General features: G+C 58.5%; 14 protein-coding genes. 1 reads left to right on the forward strand and 13 read right to left on the reverse strand.

Going from position 1 to position 17,430, the window contains the following annotated elements:
• Positions 1-19: 19 nt before the first annotated feature.
• The 9 genes from sucD to sdhC form a co-directional block, all read right to left on the reverse strand.
• Positions 20-901, reverse strand: a complete 882-nt coding sequence (gene sucD / locus AB7M25_RS21940; protein ID WP_003223019.1) for a succinate--CoA ligase subunit alpha — start codon at positions 899-901, stop codon at positions 20-22.
• Entirely contained in the window at positions 901-2,067 is a 1,167-nt protein-coding gene (gene sucC, locus AB7M25_RS21945) for an ADP-forming succinate--CoA ligase subunit beta (RefSeq protein WP_007919879.1), read from the reverse strand. The genes sucD and sucC overlap by 1 nt, the downstream gene beginning before the upstream one ends.
• Positions 2,068-2,248: 181 nt before the next feature.
• The gene (gene lpdA, locus AB7M25_RS21950) at positions 2,249-3,685 is read right to left on the reverse strand and encodes a dihydrolipoyl dehydrogenase (protein ID WP_007977515.1); all 1,437 of its coding nucleotides are present in this window, start codon (positions 3,683-3,685) and stop codon (positions 2,249-2,251) included.
• 98 nt (positions 3,686-3,783) lie between these two features.
• Entirely contained in the window at positions 3,784-5,016 is a 1,233-nt protein-coding gene (odhB, locus tag AB7M25_RS21955) for a 2-oxoglutarate dehydrogenase complex dihydrolipoyllysine-residue succinyltransferase (protein WP_454237995.1), read from the reverse strand.
• Between the two features lie 42 nt (positions 5,017-5,058).
• A complete protein-coding gene (locus AB7M25_RS21960) occupies positions 5,059-7,890 on the reverse strand; it encodes a 2-oxoglutarate dehydrogenase E1 component (RefSeq protein WP_007977512.1) in 2,832 nt (943 codons plus the stop codon).
• A gap of 253 nt (positions 7,891-8,143) precedes the next feature.
• Positions 8,144-8,848, reverse strand: a complete 705-nt coding sequence (locus tag AB7M25_RS21965; RefSeq protein WP_003223007.1) for a succinate dehydrogenase iron-sulfur subunit — start codon at positions 8,846-8,848, stop codon at positions 8,144-8,146.
• Positions 8,849-8,859: 11 nt separating this feature from the next.
• Positions 8,860-10,632 carry a succinate dehydrogenase flavoprotein subunit gene (gene sdhA, locus AB7M25_RS21970; RefSeq protein WP_102701986.1) on the reverse strand — a complete coding sequence of 591 codons (1,773 nt, stop codon included), beginning with the start codon at positions 10,630-10,632 and terminating at the stop codon, positions 8,860-8,862.
• 3 nt (positions 10,633-10,635) lie between these two features.
• Positions 10,636-11,004, reverse strand: coding sequence for a succinate dehydrogenase, hydrophobic membrane anchor protein (gene sdhD / locus AB7M25_RS21975; RefSeq protein ID WP_007977503.1), 369 nt, complete (start codon positions 11,002-11,004; stop codon positions 10,636-10,638).
• Entirely contained in the window at positions 10,998-11,372 is a 375-nt protein-coding gene (gene sdhC, locus AB7M25_RS21980) for a succinate dehydrogenase, cytochrome b556 subunit (RefSeq protein WP_015096190.1), read from the reverse strand. Before sdhC ends, sdhD begins: the two co-directional genes overlap by 7 nt.
• A gap of 363 nt (positions 11,373-11,735) precedes the next feature.
• Between sdhC and gltA the strand changes: the two genes are divergently transcribed.
• Positions 11,736-13,025, forward strand: coding sequence for a citrate synthase (gltA, locus tag AB7M25_RS21985; RefSeq protein ID WP_007977501.1), 1,290 nt, complete (start codon positions 11,736-11,738; stop codon positions 13,023-13,025).
• Between the two features lie 1,017 nt (positions 13,026-14,042).
• On the opposite strand, the gene AB7M25_RS21990 is transcribed toward gltA, so the two are convergent.
• The 4 genes from AB7M25_RS21990 to AB7M25_RS22005 form a co-directional block, all read right to left on the reverse strand.
• Positions 14,043-15,701 (reverse strand): cation acetate symporter, encoded by a 1,659-nt coding sequence (locus AB7M25_RS21990; protein WP_429516821.1) that lies wholly within the window; start codon positions 15,699-15,701, stop codon positions 14,043-14,045.
• Positions 15,698-16,009 (reverse strand): DUF485 domain-containing protein, encoded by a 312-nt coding sequence (locus AB7M25_RS21995; protein WP_104449869.1) that lies wholly within the window; start codon positions 16,007-16,009, stop codon positions 15,698-15,700. Before AB7M25_RS21995 ends, AB7M25_RS21990 begins: the two co-directional genes overlap by 4 nt.
• Before the next feature lie 285 nt (positions 16,010-16,294).
• Entirely contained in the window at positions 16,295-17,146 is an 852-nt protein-coding gene (locus tag AB7M25_RS22000) for a glycine betaine ABC transporter substrate-binding protein (protein WP_429516823.1), read from the reverse strand.
• A 77-nt stretch (positions 17,147-17,223) separates the two neighbouring features.
• Complete coding sequence (locus AB7M25_RS22005; RefSeq protein WP_429385846.1) at positions 17,224-17,400, reverse strand: hypothetical protein; 177 nt, start codon at positions 17,398-17,400, stop codon at positions 17,224-17,226.
• Positions 17,401-17,430: the final 30 nt, after the last annotated feature.

Below are 17,430 nucleotides of genomic sequence, written 5' to 3' on the forward strand. Positions count from 1 at the left end.
CGTCAGCCAAGCACGAGGCTTACTTGACAGCCCAACCGGTCAGCTCGGCCAGGGCCTTGCCGATGTCTGCCAGCGAACGCACGGTTTTAACGCCTGCGTCTTGCAGAGCAGCGAATTTCTCGTCTGCAGTGCCTTTGCCGCCAGAGATGATTGCGCCAGCATGGCCCATGCGCTTGCCCGGAGGAGCAGTCACACCCGCGATGTAGGAAACAACCGGCTTGGTCACGTGTGCCTTGATGTAGGCAGCCGCTTCTTCTTCAGCCGAACCGCCGATCTCACCGATCATCACGATCGCTTCGGTCTTCGGGTCTTCCTGGAACAGCTTCAGGATGTCGATGAAGTTCGAACCCGGGATCGGGTCACCACCGATGCCGACGCAAGTCGACTGACCGAAACCGGCGTCAGTCGTCTGCTTCACAGCTTCGTAGGTCAGGGTGCCGGAACGGGAAACGATACCGACCTTGCCTGGCAAGTGAATGTGACCTGGCATGATGCCGATCTTGCATTCGCCTGGTGTGATCACGCCTGGGCAGTTAGGGCCGATCAGGGTAACACCCAGCTCGTCGCACTTAACTTTAGCGTCCAGCATGTCCAGGGTAGGAATGCCTTCGGTGATGCAGACGATCAGCTTGATGCCGCCGAAAGCAGCTTCCAGGATCGAGTCTTTGCAGAAAGGAGCCGGAACGTAGATCACGCTGGCGGTGGCGCCAGTGGCAGCTACGGCGTCTTTCACGGTGTTGAACACTGGCAGGCCCAGGTGCTCGGTGCCGCCTTTGCCCGGAGTTACACCACCAACCATCTTGGTGCCGTACTCGATGGCTTGCTGGGTGTGGAAACTACCTTGCGAACCGGTAATACCCTGGCAGATAACTTTGGTGTCTTTATTGATCAGGACGCTCATTATTTGCCCTCCGCAGCTTTAACGACTTGTTGAGCAGCGTCGGTCAGGCTGGTAGCAGCGATGATGTTCAAACCGCTTTCTGCCAGTACTTTAGCGCCCAGCTCAGCGTTGTTGCCTTCAAGGCGAACAACAACCGGGATTTTCACGCCGACTTCTTTCACCGCGCCGATGATGCCTTCGGCAATCATGTCGCAACGAACGATGCCGCCGAAGATGTTGACCAGTACTGCAGCGACATTAGTGTCGGACAGGATGATCTTGAACGCTTCGGTTACGCGTTCTTTGGTAGCACCGCCGCCCACGTCGAGGAAGTTGGCTGGTTTGCCGCCATGCAGGTTGACGATGTCCATGGTACCCATGGCCAGGCCAGCACCGTTGACCATGCAACCGATGTTGCCTTCCAGCGCTACGTAGTTCAGTTCGAACTTGGCAGCGTGCGCTTCGCGCGGATCGTCTTGCGACGGATCGTGGAAAGTCTTCAGCTTAGGCTGACGGTACATGGCGTTGGCGTCGATGTTGATCTTGGCGTCGAGGCAATGCAGATCGCCGTCAGCCTTGATCACCAGCGGGTTCACTTCCAGCAGAGCCAGGTCGTGATCCTTGAACAGCTTGGCCAGACCTACGAAGATCTTGGCGAACTGAGCAACTTGCTTGCCTTCCAGACCCAGCTGGAATGCCAGCTCGCGACCTTGGAATGGCTGAGCGCCAACCAGTGGATCGATAGTGGCTTTCAGAATTTTTTCTGGAGTGTCGTGAGCGATTTTCTCGATGTCCACGCCACCTTCGGTGGAAGCCATGAACACGATGCGACGGCTCGAACGGTCAACGACAGCGCCCAGGTACAGCTCTTTAGCGATATCAGTGCACGATTCAACCAGGATCTTGGTGACTGGCTGACCATTGGCGTCAGTCTGGTAAGTCACCAGACGCTTGCCCAGCCACTGCTGTGCGAAGGCTTTGGCGTCTTCTTTGCTGCGAACCAGCTTGACGCCGCCCGCTTTACCGCGACCACCGGCGTGGACCTGGGCTTTGACAACCCACTCGCTGCCGCCGATTTTGTCGCAAGCTTCTGCTGCTGCTTCCGGGGTGTCTACCGCGTAACCGGTGGATACTGGCAGGCCGTACTCAGCGAACAGCTGCTTACCCTGATACTCGTGAAGATTCATGCTTATTACCGTCTTCGTTAGGTACTGCGCATTCGGTGCTGCACTCGTTCAAGTGCCGCACCACCTGTGACTGCTGCTTGCATAGCTAAGCTATGCAAGACTGCGTCCAGCGGATATTCCGCGGTGAGTCTTGCGTGCAAGGCTCACGACGGGCCAAACCGCCGTGGTTTCTTATTATGTCTTAACGCTTCTTGCGGTTGGCGATGTGGATGGCGCCGCCATTCACTGCCAAAGCAGCTTCGTGCAAGGCTTCAGACAGGGTCGGATGGGAGAAAACCATCATGCCCAGGTCTTCAGCGCTGGTGCCGAATTCCATACCGATCGCGCCCTGCTGAACCAGTTCGGCAGCGCTTGGGCCAATCACGTGGACGCCCAGTACGCGGTCTGTCTTGGCATCTGCGATGACCTTGACGAAACCACCGGTGTCGTTGGCAGCCATGGCACGGCCGGAGGCTGCGAACGGGAAGGTGCCGACGTTAACTTCAACGCCTTCGGCTTTCAAGGCCTGTTCGGTTTTACCCACCCACGCGATTTCCGGGTGAGTATAAATAACCGAAGGGATCAAATCATAGTTCATCTGGGCCTTGTGACCCTTGATGCGCTCGACAACCATGATGCCTTCTTCGGACGCCTTGTGCGCCAGCATCATGCCGCGAACCACGTCGCCGATGGCGTAAACGCCCGGTACGGTGGTGGCGCAGTGATCGTCAACGTGCACGAAACCGCGCTCGTCCAGGGTCACGCCGCAGTCGGCAGCCAACAGATCAGTGGTCACCGGACGGCGACCAACGGCTACGATCAGCTTGTCGAAAGTGATGTTCTGTTCGCCGTTGGCATCGGTGTAGTTCACCACGACTTCGTCGCCGTTCACTTTGGAACCGGTGACGCGAGCGCCCAGCTTGATGTCCAGACCTTGCTTGGTCAGGGTTTTCAGCGCTTCCTTGGAAACAGCGGTGTCGGCTGCCATCAGGAAGGTGTCCAGGGCTTCCAGGACAGTCACTTCTGCACCCAGACGCGACCAGACCGAACCCAGTTCCAGACCGATCACGCCAGCGCCGATCACGCCCAGACGTTTTGGAACGGATTGGAATTCCAGGGCGCCCGTCGAATCGACGATCACATTCTGGTCAACCGGAGCTGGCGGAATGTCGATCGGACGCGAACCTGGTGCCAGGATGACGTTTTCGGCTTCGATGATTTCTACCGAGCCATCAGGCTTGGTGACTTCGACTTTCTTGCCGGCCAGCAGCTTGCCGTGACCCTGGATGGAGGTCACACCGTTGGCTTTGAACAGGGTCGCAACGCCGGAGGTCAGGCCTTTGACGATGTTGGCTTTGCGGCCGACCATCGCTGGCACGTCCATGGTCACGCCAGCGTGATTGATACCGTGGATCGCGAAACCGTCCTGGGCTTCGTGGAATTTCCACGAGCTGTCCAGCAGGGCCTTGGATGGAATGCAGCCGACGTTCAGGCAAGTACCGCCCAGAGCCAGTTTGCCTTCCTTGTCGGTGTACTTCTCGATGCAGGCAGTGGAGAGACCCAACTGCGCGGCCTTGATGGCAGCGACGTAACCGCCAGGGCCCGCACCGATCACTACTACGTCAAATTTCTGCGACATTCAAAAAATCCTCTTTAGCGAAAAGCTTCAAGCCGCGAGCGGCAAGCCAGGCTGCGGGTTTTCCGACAGCACGGGCTTGCAGCTCATGGCTGCTTCTATCAGATATCCAGCAACAGACGAGCCGGATCTTCCAGCAGGTTCTTGATGGTCACCAGGAAGGTCACAGCTTCTTTGCCATCGATCAGGCGGTGATCGTAGGACAGTGCCAGGTACATCATCGGACGAATAACGACCTGACCGTTGATGGCCATAGGACGCTGGATGATGTTGTGCATGCCCAGGATGGCGGCTTGTGGCGGGTTGACGATCGGGGTCGACATCATCGAACCGAAAGTACCGCCGTTGGTGATGGTGAACGTACCACCGGTCATTTCGTCCATCGACAGTTTGCCGTCGCGGGCTTTCTTGCCGAAGGTGGCGATGCCGCCTTCGATTTCTGCCAGGCTCATCAGTTCGGCGTTACGCAGAACCGGTACAACCAGGCCGCGATCGCTGGAAACTGCAACGCCGACGTCAGCATAACCGTGGTAAACGATGTCGCCGCCGTCGATCGAGGCGTTGACAGCCGGGAAGCGCTTCAGTGCTTCGGTAGCCGCTTTCACGAAGAAGGACATGAAGCCCAGGCGCACGCCGTTGTGGGACTTCTCGAAGAGATCCTTGTACTTCGAACGCAGTGCCATGACTTCGGTCATGTCGACTTCGTTGAACGTGGTCAGCATCGCCATGTTCGACTGGGCTTCAACCAGACGCTTGGCCACGGTGGCACGAACACGGGTCATCGGTACGCGCTTCTCGATGCGGTCGCCAGCAGCGAACACAGGAGCAGCGGCAGCCGGAGCAGCAGCCTTGGCAGGTGCGGCAGCAGGAGCCGCTTTCTTGGCTTCGACAGCGGCAACCACGTCTTCCTTGGTTACACGGCCATCTTTGCCGGTGCCTTTGACGGAAGCCAGGTTGATGCCGTTTTCTTCGGCCAGCTTGCGAGCAGCTGGAGCGGCGATAGCGTCTTCGTCAGCGCCGGCAGCCGGAGCTGCGGCAGCAGCGGCCGGAGCAGCAGCAGCAGCAGCAGCGGCAGCCGGAGCGGCAGCGGCAGCGCCGCCTTCAACGATGGAGCCCAGGACTTCGTCGGACAGAACGGTGTCGCCTTCGTTCTTGACGATAGCGCCCAGCACGCCGTCAGCGGTAGCCAACACTTCCAGCACGACTTTGTCGGTTTCGATGTCGACGATCAGTTCGTCGCGCTTGACCGCATCGCCCGGTTGTTTGTGCCAGGTGGCAACGGTGCCATCGGCAACCGATTCCGGGAAAGTGGGGGCTTTGATCTCGATAGCCATTGTCTGTGGTTCCTTAAATTCGGTTTCAGGTGCGCGAAGGCGTTAAACAGTAAAGGCGTCTTGCAGCAGTTTTTCCTGCTGTTCGGCGTGCATCGATGCGTAACCGCATGCCGGTGCAGCAGAAGCCTCACGGCCCGCGTACTCGAGTACGAGAGACTTGTTGAGGTTGCTGATGCTGCGACGCATGTGGTGTTGGCTGCAGTACCACGCACCCTGGTTCATCGGCTCTTCCTGACACCAGACGGCATGTTTGACGTTGGTATAAGGAGCCAGGACTTCTTTCAAGTCGTCCTCAGGGAATGGGTACAGCTGCTCGATACGCACGATGGCGATGTCGTCACGACCTTCGGCACGGCGTTTTTCCAGCAGGTCGTAGTAGACCTTGCCGCTACACAGAACAACGCGCTCGACCTTTTTCGGGTCTTGGGCATCGATTTCCGGGATGACGGTCTGGAACGAACCTTCGGCCAGATCTTCCAGCGTCGAGATGGCCAGCTTGTGGCGCAGCAGCGACTTCGGAGTCAGGACTACCAGTGGCTTGCGCAGCGGGCGAATCACCTGACGGCGCAGCAAGTGGTAGATCTGAGCCGGCGTCGTCGGCATGCACACCTGAATGTTGTGCTCGGCGCACAGCTGCAGGTAACGCTCCAGACGAGCCGAGGAGTGCTCCGGACCCTGACCTTCATAACCGTGCGGCAGCAGCATGGTCAGACCGCACAGACGGCCCCACTTGTGCTCGCCACTGGTGATGAACTGGTCGATTACAACCTGGGCGCCGTTGGCGAAGTCGCCGAACTGGGCTTCCCAGATAACCAGGGCATTCGGCGTGGTGGTCGAGTAACCGTACTCGAACGCCAATACCGCTTCTTCGGACAGGAACGAGTCGTACAGGTCAAAACGCGGCTGACCGTCGTACAAGTTCTGCAGCGGGATGTAGGTGCCCGCGTCTTTCTGGTTGTGCAGGACAGCGTGACGGTGCGAGAACGTACCGCGGCCGATGTCCTGGCCAGTCATGCGAATCGGGTGACCTTCGAACGCCAGGGTCGCGTACGCCATGGTTTCGGCGTAGCCCCAGTTGATCGGCAGGCCACCGGCTTGCATCTTCTGGCGGTCTTCGTAGATCTTGGCAACCTGGCGCTGAACCACGAAGCCTTCCGGGATTTCCAGCAGCTTGGCGGACAGTTCCTGCAAGGTCTTCAGATCGAAGCGAGTGTCGTGACGCGCGGTCCAGGTGTGACCCAGGTACGGACGCCAGTCCACGAACAGTTCCTTGTTCGGCTCTTTGACCAGGCTCTTCACAACGTGCAGACCGTTGTCCAGCGCGTTGCGGTATTCGTCGACTTTCGCCTGAACACGCTCTGCATCCAGCACACCGGCCTGAGTCAGGCGATCGGCATACAGCTCACGGGTGGTGCGCTGCTTGGTGATCTGCTGATACATCAGAGGCTGGGTGCCGCTTGGCTCGTCGGCCTCGTTGTGGCCGCGACGACGGTAGCAGACCAGGTCGATCACCACGTCACGCTTGAACTGCATGCGGTAGTCGATGGCCAGCTGGGTCACGAACAATACGGCTTCCGGATCATCACCATTCACATGGAGGATCGGCGCCTGGATCATTTTCGCAACGTCGGTCGCGTACTCGGTGGAACGCGAGTCCAGCGGATTGCTGATGGTGAAACCGACCTGGTTGTTGATCACGATGTGCACGGTACCGCCGGTCTTGAAACCGCGGGTCTGCGACATCTGGAAGGTTTCCATGACCACGCCCTGACCTGCGAAAGCAGCGTCACCGTGGATGGAGATCGGCAGAACCTTCTCGCCGGTCGGGTCGTTGCGACGATCCTGACGGGCGCGAACCGAACCTTCGACCACCGGGGAAACGATTTCCAGGTGGGACGGGTTGAACGCCATCGCCAGGTGAACTTCACCGCCGGTGGTCATCACGTTGGACGAGAAGCCCTGGTGGTATTTCACGTCACCGGAACCGAGCTCGACCTTCTTCTTGCCTTCGAACTCGTCGAACAGCTCGCGCGGGTTCTTGCCGAAGGTATTGACCAGCACGTTCAGACGGCCACGGTGGGCCATGCCGATGACGATTTCCTTGGTGCCGTAGGAACCGGAACGCTGGATCAGCTCGTCGAGCATCGGAATCAGGCTTTCGCCGCCTTCCAGACCGAAACGCTTGGTACCTGGGTATTTGGTGCCCAGGTATTTTTCCAGGCCTTCACCGGCGGTCACGCGCTCGAGCAGGTGGCTCTTGATGTCGGCGGAGTACGTCGGACGGCCGCGCACGCTTTCCAGACGCTGCTGGAACCACTGGCGCTGCTCGGAATCGGTGATATGCGTGAATTCAGCGCCGATGGTGCGGCAATATGTCTGCTGCAACGCTTCGTGAATTTCGCGTAGGCTCGCTTCCTCTTTGCCGATGAACAGGTCGCCGGCACGGAAGGTCGTATCAAGATCGGCATTGGTCAAGCCGTAATGATTGATCGACAGGTCTGCAGGTGCAGGACGCTGCCACAGTCCCAGCGGGTCAAGCTGGGCTGCCTGGTGGCCACGCATACGGTAGGCCTGGATCAATCGCAGCACTTCAACTTGCTTCTTCTCGTGCTCACTGCTCACGCTGCCGGCGGAAACCGGTTGGGCGCGGCGCTGGTTCTTTGCCAGCAAGACGAAATGATCGCGAATTGTGGAGTGCGAAACATCGGTGGCAGAGTTGCCGTCAGCAGGCAACTTCTGGAAGTAGGTGCGCCACTCTTCTGGCACAGCGTTAGGGTCGTGCAGGTAGAGCTCATAAAGCTCTTCCACATAGGCAGCGTTACTACCGGATAGGTAGGCACTGTTCCACATGCGCTGCATCACGCTTTCTTGCATGCTTGGTCACCCTCGGTTAGGGGAACACCACCGGTGTCGACACCGAGCAAACTTGCAGAAGTCCGAATGCAGCGACCAAAACAAGCCACTAGGATCACACTGATAGTCCGGGTACCAGCCCGGATGCCCCTGCTTGTCTCATTTCTTCAAAATAAGAGCCGCAGCCTTTTAAGCTGCTGCTCAGGTTAAAACTACGGCGCCGGTTGAAGCCTGCGCCGTAGCATCTACGGGTACAGCGGGTACAGCAGCTGAATCACACGCCGCTCGAGAGCAACATGTTACGGATGTGACCGATGGCCTTAGTCGGGTTCAGGCCTTTCGGACATACGTTGACGCAGTTCATGATCCCGCGGCAGCGGAATACGCTGAACGGGTCATCCAGCGAAGCCAGACGCTCGGACGTCTTGGTGTCACGGCTGTCTGCCAGGAAGCGGTACGCTTGCAGCAGGGCAGCCGGGCCCAGGAACTTGTCCGGGTTCCACCAGAAGGACGGGCAGGAAGTCGAGCAGCAAGCGCACAGGATGCACTCGTACAGACCGTCCAGCTTTTCACGTTCTTCAGGGGACTGCAGACGCTCGATGGCCGGAGCCGGCGTGTCGTTCTGCAGGTATGGCTTAACCTTCTCGTATTGCTTGTAGAAGATGCTCATATCGACGACCAGGTCACGGATAACCGGCAAACCTGGCAGAGGACGAACGATCAACTTGTTACCTTTTACGACAGCAGACAGCGGCGTGATGCACGCCAGGCCGTTTTTGCCGTTGATGTTCATGCCGTCGGAACCGCAAACACCTTCACGGCAAGAGCGACGATAGGAGAAACCTTCGTCCTGCTCTTTGATCAGGGCCAGCACGTCCAGCACCATCAGGTCTTTACCACCGGTATCGACCTGGAATTCCTGCATGAACGGCGCAGCGTCCTGATCAGGGTTGTAACGATAAACACTGACTTGCAACATGGCGGTCACCCTTAATAAGTCCGGACTTTAGGTTCGAAAGTCGGAACAGTCTTCGGCGAGAAGTTCACGGCACGCTTGGTGACGCGCTTGTCACCCGGGAAGTACAGGGTGTGGCACAGCCAGTTTTCGTCGTCACGGTCTTCGAAGTCTTCACGGGCGTGAGCGCCGCGGGACTCTTTACGTACTTCGGCAGCGATGGCGGTAGCTTCGGCCACTTCCAGCAGGTTTTGCAGTTCCAGCGCTTCGATACGGGCAGTGTTGAACGCCTGCGACTTATCGTTGATCTTGACGTTGGCAATGCGCTTGCGCAGGTCAGCCAGCTGGGCAATACCCTTCTGCATGTATTCGCCGGTACGGAATACACCGAAGTAGTTCTGCATGCAGCTTTGCAGCTCGCGACGCAGGGTAGCCACGTCTTCGCCTTCGGTACGCTCGTTCAGGGCGGACAGACGGGCCAGGGCGGCATTGATGTCAGCGTCGGTGGCGTCGTCGTATTCGATACCGTCGGTCAGCGCCTTTTCCAGGTGCAGGCCGGCAGCGCGGCCGAATACCACCAGGTCGAGCAGCGAGTTGCCGCCCAGACGGTTGGCACCGTGAACCGATACGCAAGCCACTTCACCCACAGCGAACAGACCCGGAATGATCTGATCCTCGCCTTCGGCGTTCTGGGTGATCGCCTGACCATGAATGTTGGTGGCAACGCCGCCCATCATGTAGTGGCAGGTCGGAACAACCGGAACCGGAGCAACCACCGGGTCAACGTGTGCGAAAGTCTTCGACAGTTCGCAAATGCCTGGCAGACGGCTGTGCAGCACTTCCTCGCCCAGGTGGTCGAGCTTGAGCATCACGTGGTCGCCATTCGGACCGCAACCGTTGCCGGCGATGATCTCTTTAACCATCGAACGGGCAACAACGTCACGACCGGCAAGGTCCTTGGCGTTCGGAGCATAACGCTCCATGAAACGCTCGCCGTGCTTGTTGATCAGGTATCCACCTTCACCACGGCAGCCTTCTGTAACCAGTACACCGGCGCCGGCGATGCCGGTCGGGTGGAACTGCCACATTTCAATGTCTTGTACCGGTACGCCGGCACGCAGCGCCATGCCAACGCCGTCACCGGTGTTGATCAGGGCATTGGTGGTCGAGGCGTAGATACGGCCTGCACCGCCGGTCGCCAGCACGGTGGCTTTGGCGCGGATGTAGGTGGTTTCACCGGTTTCGATGCAGATGGCGATCACGCCGACGAACTCGCCTTCGCCGTTCTTCACCAGGTCGACAGCGTAGTACTCGTTCAGGAACACGGTACCGGCTTTCAGGTTACCCTGATAAAGGGTGTGCAGCAGCGCGTGACCGGTACGGTCGGACGCAGCGCAAGTACGGGCAGCCTGCCCGCCTTTACCGTAATCCTTCGACTGGCCGCCGAATGGACGCTGGTAGATACGACCTTGCTCGGTACGCGAGAACGGCATGCCCATGTGGTCCAGCTCGTAAACGGCAGCCGGGCCTTCCTGACACATGTATTCGATAGCGTCCTGGTCACCGATGTAGTCGGAACCCTTGACGGTATCGTACATGTGCCAGCGCCAGTCATCGTTCGGATCCGCAGACGCGATCGCGCAGGTGATGCCGCCCTGGGCGGATACAGTGTGCGAACGGGTCGGGAACACTTTGGTGATCACGGCAGTCTTGTGACCACCTTGCGCCAGTTGCAGCGCTGCGCGCATGCCGGCACCGCCACCACCAATAATGATGGCGTCGAAAGAAATCGTTGGAATGTTAGCCATGAATCAGATACCCCAGAGAATCTGCACACCCCAGACGAAGTAAGCGAACATCGCAACGCCGCATACCGCCTGGAAAAGGAAACGTACTGCAGTCGCGGACTTGCCCAGCGCCATTGGCGTCAGGTAGTCGGTCGCGATGGTCCACATGCCGACCCAGGCGTGAGCGCCCAGGGCAACGAGGGCCAGCAGACTGAAGATACGCATCCCGTTGTGGGCGAACAGGCCGTGCCATTGGTCGTAGCCAATGCCCGGGTTCGCCGCGAGGTATCCGATCAGGAAGATGAAATAAGCCGCGAGAACGACCGCAGACACACGTTGCGCCATCCAGTCATAAAGACCGGAACGCGAAAGGTTCGTAACGCTGGTTACCATATCCAAACTCCTGCCAGAACGATCAACACCACGGAAACGGCGATGATAATTTTCGAGCCCAGGCGGCCGCCTTCCAGCGTCTCACCGATGCCCATATCCATGATCAAGTGGCGCACACCGGCTACCAGGTGATACAGAAGAGCGGACAGGAGGCCCCATGCTACGAACTTGGCCAGCGGGCTGGTCAAGCATGCCTTCACCTCGGCAAAACCTTCCTCGGAACCCAGGGATTTGCCCAATGCATAAAGCATGAAGCCAAGGCCCAGGAAGAGGATGATGCCGGAAACACGGTGAAGAAACGACGTAACGCCGGTGATGGGGAGTTTGATGGTCCTTAGGTCTAGGTTTACAGGTCGTTGGCTTTTCACGGCTTTTTTTTCACACTGAAGAGCCCCTAACAATCAGGGCAAAGTTGTTGGGGAGTGCACTGGTCAGGTAACCACCACCCAGGGATGCGACCCCCAATAAAGCAGGCCCAAAAGCCCCTGGCGGTCGGTGGCCGAGTATAGACAGTTAGGCTACTAATGACAACGCAAAGACCTAACCCAAACAGCGGATTGCGCAACTGACATAAAAGGCGTAAATGGCAGCCAATTTCGAGAAAAAAGTCCGGTTAAAGCCTTCTGGAGCAAGACTTTAGGCAAATTGACATTCGGATTTATCTCACTATAGTGGTGCGGGCCCTGCGTGGGGGGTCTGTCTGATGATTTCAAGCATAAATAGGAGGCCACATGGCTGACAAAAAAGCGCAGTTGATCATCGAGGGCGCAGCCCCCGTCGAGCTGCCCATTTTAACCGGCACCGTTGGTCCCGATGTTATCGATGTTCGGGGCCTGACGGCCACGGGCCGCTTCACTTTTGACCCAGGCTTCATGTCGACCGCCTCGTGCGAGTCGAAGATCACCTATATCGACGGTGACAACGGCATCCTGCTGCACCGCGGCTACCCGATCGAACAGCTGGCTGAAAAGTCGGACTACCTGGAAACCTGCTATCTGTTGCTCAACGGCGAACTGCCGACCGCAGAACAGAAGGCCCAGTTCGTCAGCACCGTGAAGAACCACACCATGGTTCACGAGCAGTTGAAGACCTTCTTCAACGGCTTCCGTCGCGACGCCCACCCGATGGCCGTCATGTGCGGCGTAGTCGGCGCCCTCTCGGCCTTCTACCACGACTCCCTGGACATCAATAACCCGCAGCATCGCGAAATCTCCGCGATCCGCCTGGTTGCCAAGATGCCGACCCTGGCAGCGATGGTTTACAAGTACTCCATGGGCCAACCCATGATGTACCCGCGCAACGACCTGTCGTACGCGGAAAACTTCCTGCACATGATGTTCAACACCCCGTGCGAGATCAAACCGATCAGCCCGGTACTCGCCAAGGCCATGGACCGGATCTTCATCCTCCATGCCGACCACGAGCAGAACGCCTCGACGTCCACCGTGCGCCTGGCAGGCTCTTCGGGCGCCAACCCGTTCGCCTGTATCGCTGCCGGTATCGCTGCACTGTGGGGCCCTGCCCACGGCGGTGCAAACGAAGCCGTACTGACCATGCTCGATGAAATCGGCGATGTTTCGAACATCGACAAGTTCATCGCCAAGGCCAAGGACAAGAACGATCCGTTCAAACTGATGGGCTTCGGTCACCGCGTTTACAAAAACCGCGACCCGCGCGCCACCGTCATGAAGCAGACCTGCGACGAAGTACTGAAGGAACTGGGCATCCAGAACGATCCGCAACTCGAACTAGCCATGCGCCTGGAAGAGATCGCCCTGACCGACCCGTACTTCATCGAGCGCTCGCTGTACCCGAACGTCGACTTCTACTCGGGGATCATCCTCAAGGCGATCGGCATTCCAACCAGCATGTTCACCGTGATCTTCGCCTTGGCGCGGACCGTCGGCTGGATCTCCCACTGGAAGGAAATGCTCTCCAGCCCGTACAAGATCGGCCGTCCGCGCCAGCTGTACACCGGCTACGAGTCGCGTGACATCACCAAGCTGGAAGACCGCAAGTAAGATCTGTCTTGCTGTAGCGCGTTGAGTTGTACCGGGAACGGCCTCTATTTATATAGAGGCCGTTTTTGTTTGTGTTTGGCGGTTTTTTGATCGTGGGCATATCCGTTATTTAGGTAACGGCGGCTTATGGTTCCGCCCTTACGGCGGGTCACTTGGAAAAACGGAACGCCGCCCGGCCTGTAGGAGCGAGCTTGCTCGCGATGGAGGTCAACGATGATGCGGGAAGCCTGACACCCCGCGGTGCTCTCAGGTTTTTCGTCGGAACGCCGCCCGGAGCAAGCTCGCTCCTACAGAGCCCGCCGCCATCGGCCATCCATGGCCGGGTTGCCCACTGCGCAGGACCTGCGCTCGGCCTCACGAGGGGGCGTGTACCGCAACAACGCCCGAGGCGGCCTACCGGCCGGCCTGTTTGCTGGCTTGGATCCGCGAGATTTCGGTCGGCTGACAGGCCGCCATCGCGAGCAAGCTCGCTCCCACAGAAGAGCAAAGGCAGGTCGGCGTACATCTTCGCTCTTCACCACTCATCAGGCCGAGCGTTAGCTCGCCTGCCGCTCTTGATCTTGATCCACCCGCCCCCTCGGAAGGCTGAGCGGAGGTGTTCATCAGGGGGCAGGCGCGCAGCGCCGTTCGACGAAGTCGAACACATCGAGAGGAGGTCGTCGCGAAGCAGACCGGAGGCGATGCGCCCTGATGAATACCGGAGCGAAGGAGCCCCGAGCCTAGGCGAGGGGCCGTACGTAAGGGGCGAGCGTTTTTTGCTTACTTTTTTAGGCGCTTGTAAAAAAGTGAGTCGCCGTAAGGGCGAAACCATAAGCCGCCGTTACCGCAGCAATGGATATGTACACGATCAACAAGAGACAGGTCGGCTGACAGACCGCCATCGCGAGCAAGCTCGCTCCCACAGTAATTCGGTACATCCGCAAAATTCAGGTCGATTAACGCACAATAAAAAAGTGCCCCGATCTCTCGACCGGAGCACTTCATAAAACATCGCCAGCTATATCAAAGCATCAAGACTTAGTGCGATACCGCCCCGCTCGCCCCAAGGCCAGTCTGCGAACGAACAAACTGCGGGAAGAACAGCGCCCGCTCATTGTCAGCCGCAGTCGACTTGTCAGTGACCGAGAAGAACCAGATCCCGACAAAGGCAATCATCATCGAGAACAACGCCGGGTACTCATACGGGAAGATAGCCTTCTCGTGATGCAGGATCTGCACCCAGATGGTCGGGCCAAGGATCATCAGGCCTACGGCACTGATCAGGCCCATCCAGCCGCCGATCATCGCACCGCGAGTGGTCAGCTTTTTCCAGTACATGGAAAGCAGCAGCACCGGGAAGTTGCAGCTCGCCGCGATGGAGAACGCCAGGCCCACCATGAACGCGATGTTCTGGCTTTCGAACAGAATGCCCAGAACGATGGCCAATACAGCCAAGGCAACGGTGGTGATCTTCGAAATACGAATCTCATCCTTCTCGTTGGCCTTGCCCTTCTTGATCACACTGGCATACAGGTCGTGGGACACCGCCGAAGCACCCGCCAGGGTCAGGCCGGCCACTACCGCCAGAATGGTCGCGAACGCCACGGCCGAGATGAAGCCCAGGAAGATGCTGCCACCGACCGCATTGGCCAGGTGCACCGCCGCCATGTTGTTACCGCCGAGCAATGCGCCGGCCGCGTCTTTGAAGGCCGGGTTGGTGCTGACCAGCAGGATCGCGCCGAAACCGATGATGAAGGTCAGGATGTAGAAGTAGCCAATGAAGCCAGTTGCGTACAGCACACTCTTGCGAGCTTCCTTTGCATCACTCACGGTGAAGAAGCGCATCAGGATGTGCGGCAGACCCGCGGTACCGAACATCAGAGCCAGCCCGAGGGAGAACGCCGAGACCGGATCTTTCACCAGACCGCCCGGGCTCATGATCGCTTCACCTTTAGGGTGAACCTTGATCGCCTCGGAAAACAGCATGTTGAAGTCGAAGTTGACGTGCTTCATCACCATCAGCGCCATGAAGGAAGCGCCGGACAGCAGCAGTACCGCCTTGATGATTTGCACCCAGGTGGTCGCCAGCATGCCGCCGAACAACACATAAAGGCACATCAGCACGCCCACCAGAATCACCGCGACGTGGTAGTCGAGGCCGAACAGCAGCTGGATCAGCTTGCCCGCACCGACCATCTGGGCGATCAGGTAGAAAGCCACCACCACCAGCGAACCGCAGGCGGACAGCGAACGGATCTGGGTTTGCCCAAGGCGGTAGGACGCCACGTCGGCAAAGGTGTACTTGCCCAGGTTACGCAGGCGCTCGGCGATCAGAAACAGAATGATCGGCCAGCCCACCAGGAAGCCGATCGAGTAGATCAGCCCGTCGTAGCCTGAAGCGAACACCAGCGCGGAAATACCCAGGAAAGACGCCGCCGACATGTAGTCACCGGCAATCGCCAGGCCGTTCTGGAAACCGGTGATCTTGCCGCCCGCCGCGTAGTAGTCGGCAGCCGACTTGTTACGCTTGGAGGCCCAGTAAGTGATGCACAGGGTTGCCCCCACGAATACCACGAACATCAGGATCGCGGCGACGTTAAGCGGTTGCTTCTGCACGGCACCGGTCAGGGCGTCAGCCGCCCAGGCGCCCGGTGCAAAAGCTGCGATGCTCAATAGAGCCAGTAGACGCCGGATCATTGCTGAGCCTCCTTGAGAATCGCATTGTTCAGGTCGTCGAATTCGCCATTGGCGCGTCGTACGTAGATACCGGTCAGGACGAAGGCCGAGACAATCAGCCCGACGCCTATCGGTATGCCCCAGGTAATCGAGGACTCAGGGTTGATCTTCGCCCCCAGCAAATGCGGCCCATAGGCAATCAGAAGAATGAATCCGGAGTAAAGCCCTAGCATGATCGCCGAAAGAATCCAGGCGAATCGTTCCCTCTTGCTAACCAGCTCCTTGAAGCGCGGGCTGTTTTGAATCGAGAGGTAAATGCTGTCGTTCATTGTTTTTATCCTCGCAGCACAGATTGAAGTGGAACGGTATCCACTCTATGCGGCTGCGGGGCAGGTTCCAGACGACCTTAGTCTTAGAACCACATGACAGAACTGCCAATTGTAGGAGCGAGCTTGCTCGCGATGGAGGTCAACGATGATGCGGGGAGCCTGACACCCCGCGGTGCTCTCAGGTTCTTCGCGAGCAAGCTCGCTCCTACAGAAAAGCAAAGGGCCGCTTGGCATGAGTTTGCCGAGCGACCCTGGAAGATGCTGACCAGACGCGTCAGCTCAAAATTACTTGGTCCAGTCAGCCACGCGCTCAGGGTGCTTGGCGACCCAGTCCTTCGCCGCGGCTTCAGGTTTGGCGCCGTCCTGGATCGCCAGCATCACCTGGCCGATCTCATCCTTGGATTCCCACTGGAAGTTCTTCAGGAACTTGGCCACTTCCGGAGCCTTGGCCTCAAGGCCTTTGCTGCCGATGCTGTTCACGGTTTCTGCCGCGCCATACACGCCTTTCGGATCTTCGAGGAAGCGCAGCTTCCACTTGGCGAACATCCAGTGCGGCACCCAGCCGGTGACGGCGATGGATTCGTTTTTCTTCTCGGCACGGGTCAGCTCGGCAATCATGCCGGCGCCGGAACTGGCCTTGAGTTGATAACCGGTCAGGTCGTAGTCCTTGATGGCCTGATCGGTCTTGAGCATCACACCTGAGCCGGCGTCGATGCCGACGATGCGATTCTTGAAGGTGTCGTCGGTTTTCAGGTCCTCGATCGACTTGGCCTTGACGTACTCCGGCACGATCAATCCGATTTTTGCGTCCTTGAAGTTCGGGCCGTAATCGACGACCTGATCCTTGTTCTTCGTCCAGTATTCGCCGTGGGTCACCGGCAGCCAGGCCGACAGCATGGCGTCGAGTTTACCGGTCGCCACGCCCTGCCACATGATCCCGGTGGCAACGGCTTGCAGCTTCACGTCATAACCGAGTTTCTGCCTGATCACTTCGGCGGCCACGTTGGTCGTGGCAACGCTGTCCGACCAGCCGTCGACGTAACCGATCGTCACTTCCTTTCCGGCGGCACTGGCCACGGTAGAGCTGATCGCCAGCACCAAAGCGGCACCTGCGCCCAAGAGTCGTCGCATCTTCATCGTTACTTCCCCGAAAGTGCTGCGCTCGACGGATGCCGAGTCGCTTAAACGTATTGTTATGGTGCACAGCGCCCCCATCACGCCTCACAGCAAACTCGTCCCGACATCAGCGGAGTACTGACGCCTTCGATGATCAACCTGACGCTCATCGCGACCTGCTCTGCCAGCGACCTCAAGGCATCGAGAAACGACATCAGAAAGCCATTAATCCTGACCACGGCAAACGCACCCGCCAAACCGCCCAAACTTTGCATGTCAAAATCATGCAGGCCACCAGGCACGCG

This window comes from Pseudomonas sp. AP3_22 TE3818 (assembly GCF_053628995.1).

Bases quoted from the DNA above. Each gene is read 5' to 3' on its own strand.
- AB7M25_RS21965 (WP_003223007.1), bottom strand. From the start codon at position 8,848: ATGTTGCAAGTCAGTGTTTATCGTTACAACCCTGATCAGGACGCTGCG.
- sucD (WP_003223019.1), bottom strand. From the start codon at position 901: ATGAGCGTCCTGATCAATAAAGACACCAAAGTTATCTGCCAGGGTATT.
- AB7M25_RS21990 (WP_429516821.1), bottom strand. From the start codon at position 15,701: ATGATCCGGCGTCTACTGGCTCTATTGAGCATCGCAGCTTTTGCACCG.
- sucC (WP_007919879.1), bottom strand. From the start codon at position 2,067: ATGAATCTTCACGAGTATCAGGGTAAGCAGCTGTTCGCTGAGTACGGC.
- gltA (WP_007977501.1), top strand. From the start codon at position 11,736: ATGGCTGACAAAAAAGCGCAGTTGATCATCGAGGGCGCAGCCCCCGTC.
- sdhD (WP_007977503.1), bottom strand. From the start codon at position 11,004: ATGGTAACCAGCGTTACGAACCTTTCGCGTTCCGGTCTTTATGACTGG.
- lpdA (WP_007977515.1), bottom strand. From the start codon at position 3,685: ATGTCGCAGAAATTTGACGTAGTAGTGATCGGTGCGGGCCCTGGCGGT.
- odhB (WP_454237995.1), bottom strand. From the start codon at position 5,016: ATGGCTATCGAGATCAAAGCCCCCACTTTCCCGGAATCGGTTGCCGAT.
- AB7M25_RS22000 (WP_429516823.1), bottom strand. From the start codon at position 17,146: ATGAAGATGCGACGACTCTTGGGCGCAGGTGCCGCTTTGGTGCTGGCG.
- AB7M25_RS21995 (WP_104449869.1), bottom strand. From the start codon at position 16,009: ATGAACGACAGCATTTACCTCTCGATTCAAAACAGCCCGCGCTTCAAG.
- sdhA (WP_102701986.1), bottom strand. From the start codon at position 10,632: ATGGCTAACATTCCAACGATTTCTTTCGACGCCATCATTATTGGTGGT.
- AB7M25_RS21960 (WP_007977512.1), bottom strand. From the start codon at position 7,890: ATGCAAGAAAGCGTGATGCAGCGCATGTGGAACAGTGCCTACCTATCC.
- AB7M25_RS22005 (WP_429385846.1), bottom strand. From the start codon at position 17,400: ATGCAAAGTTTGGGCGGTTTGGCGGGTGCGTTTGCCGTGGTCAGGATT.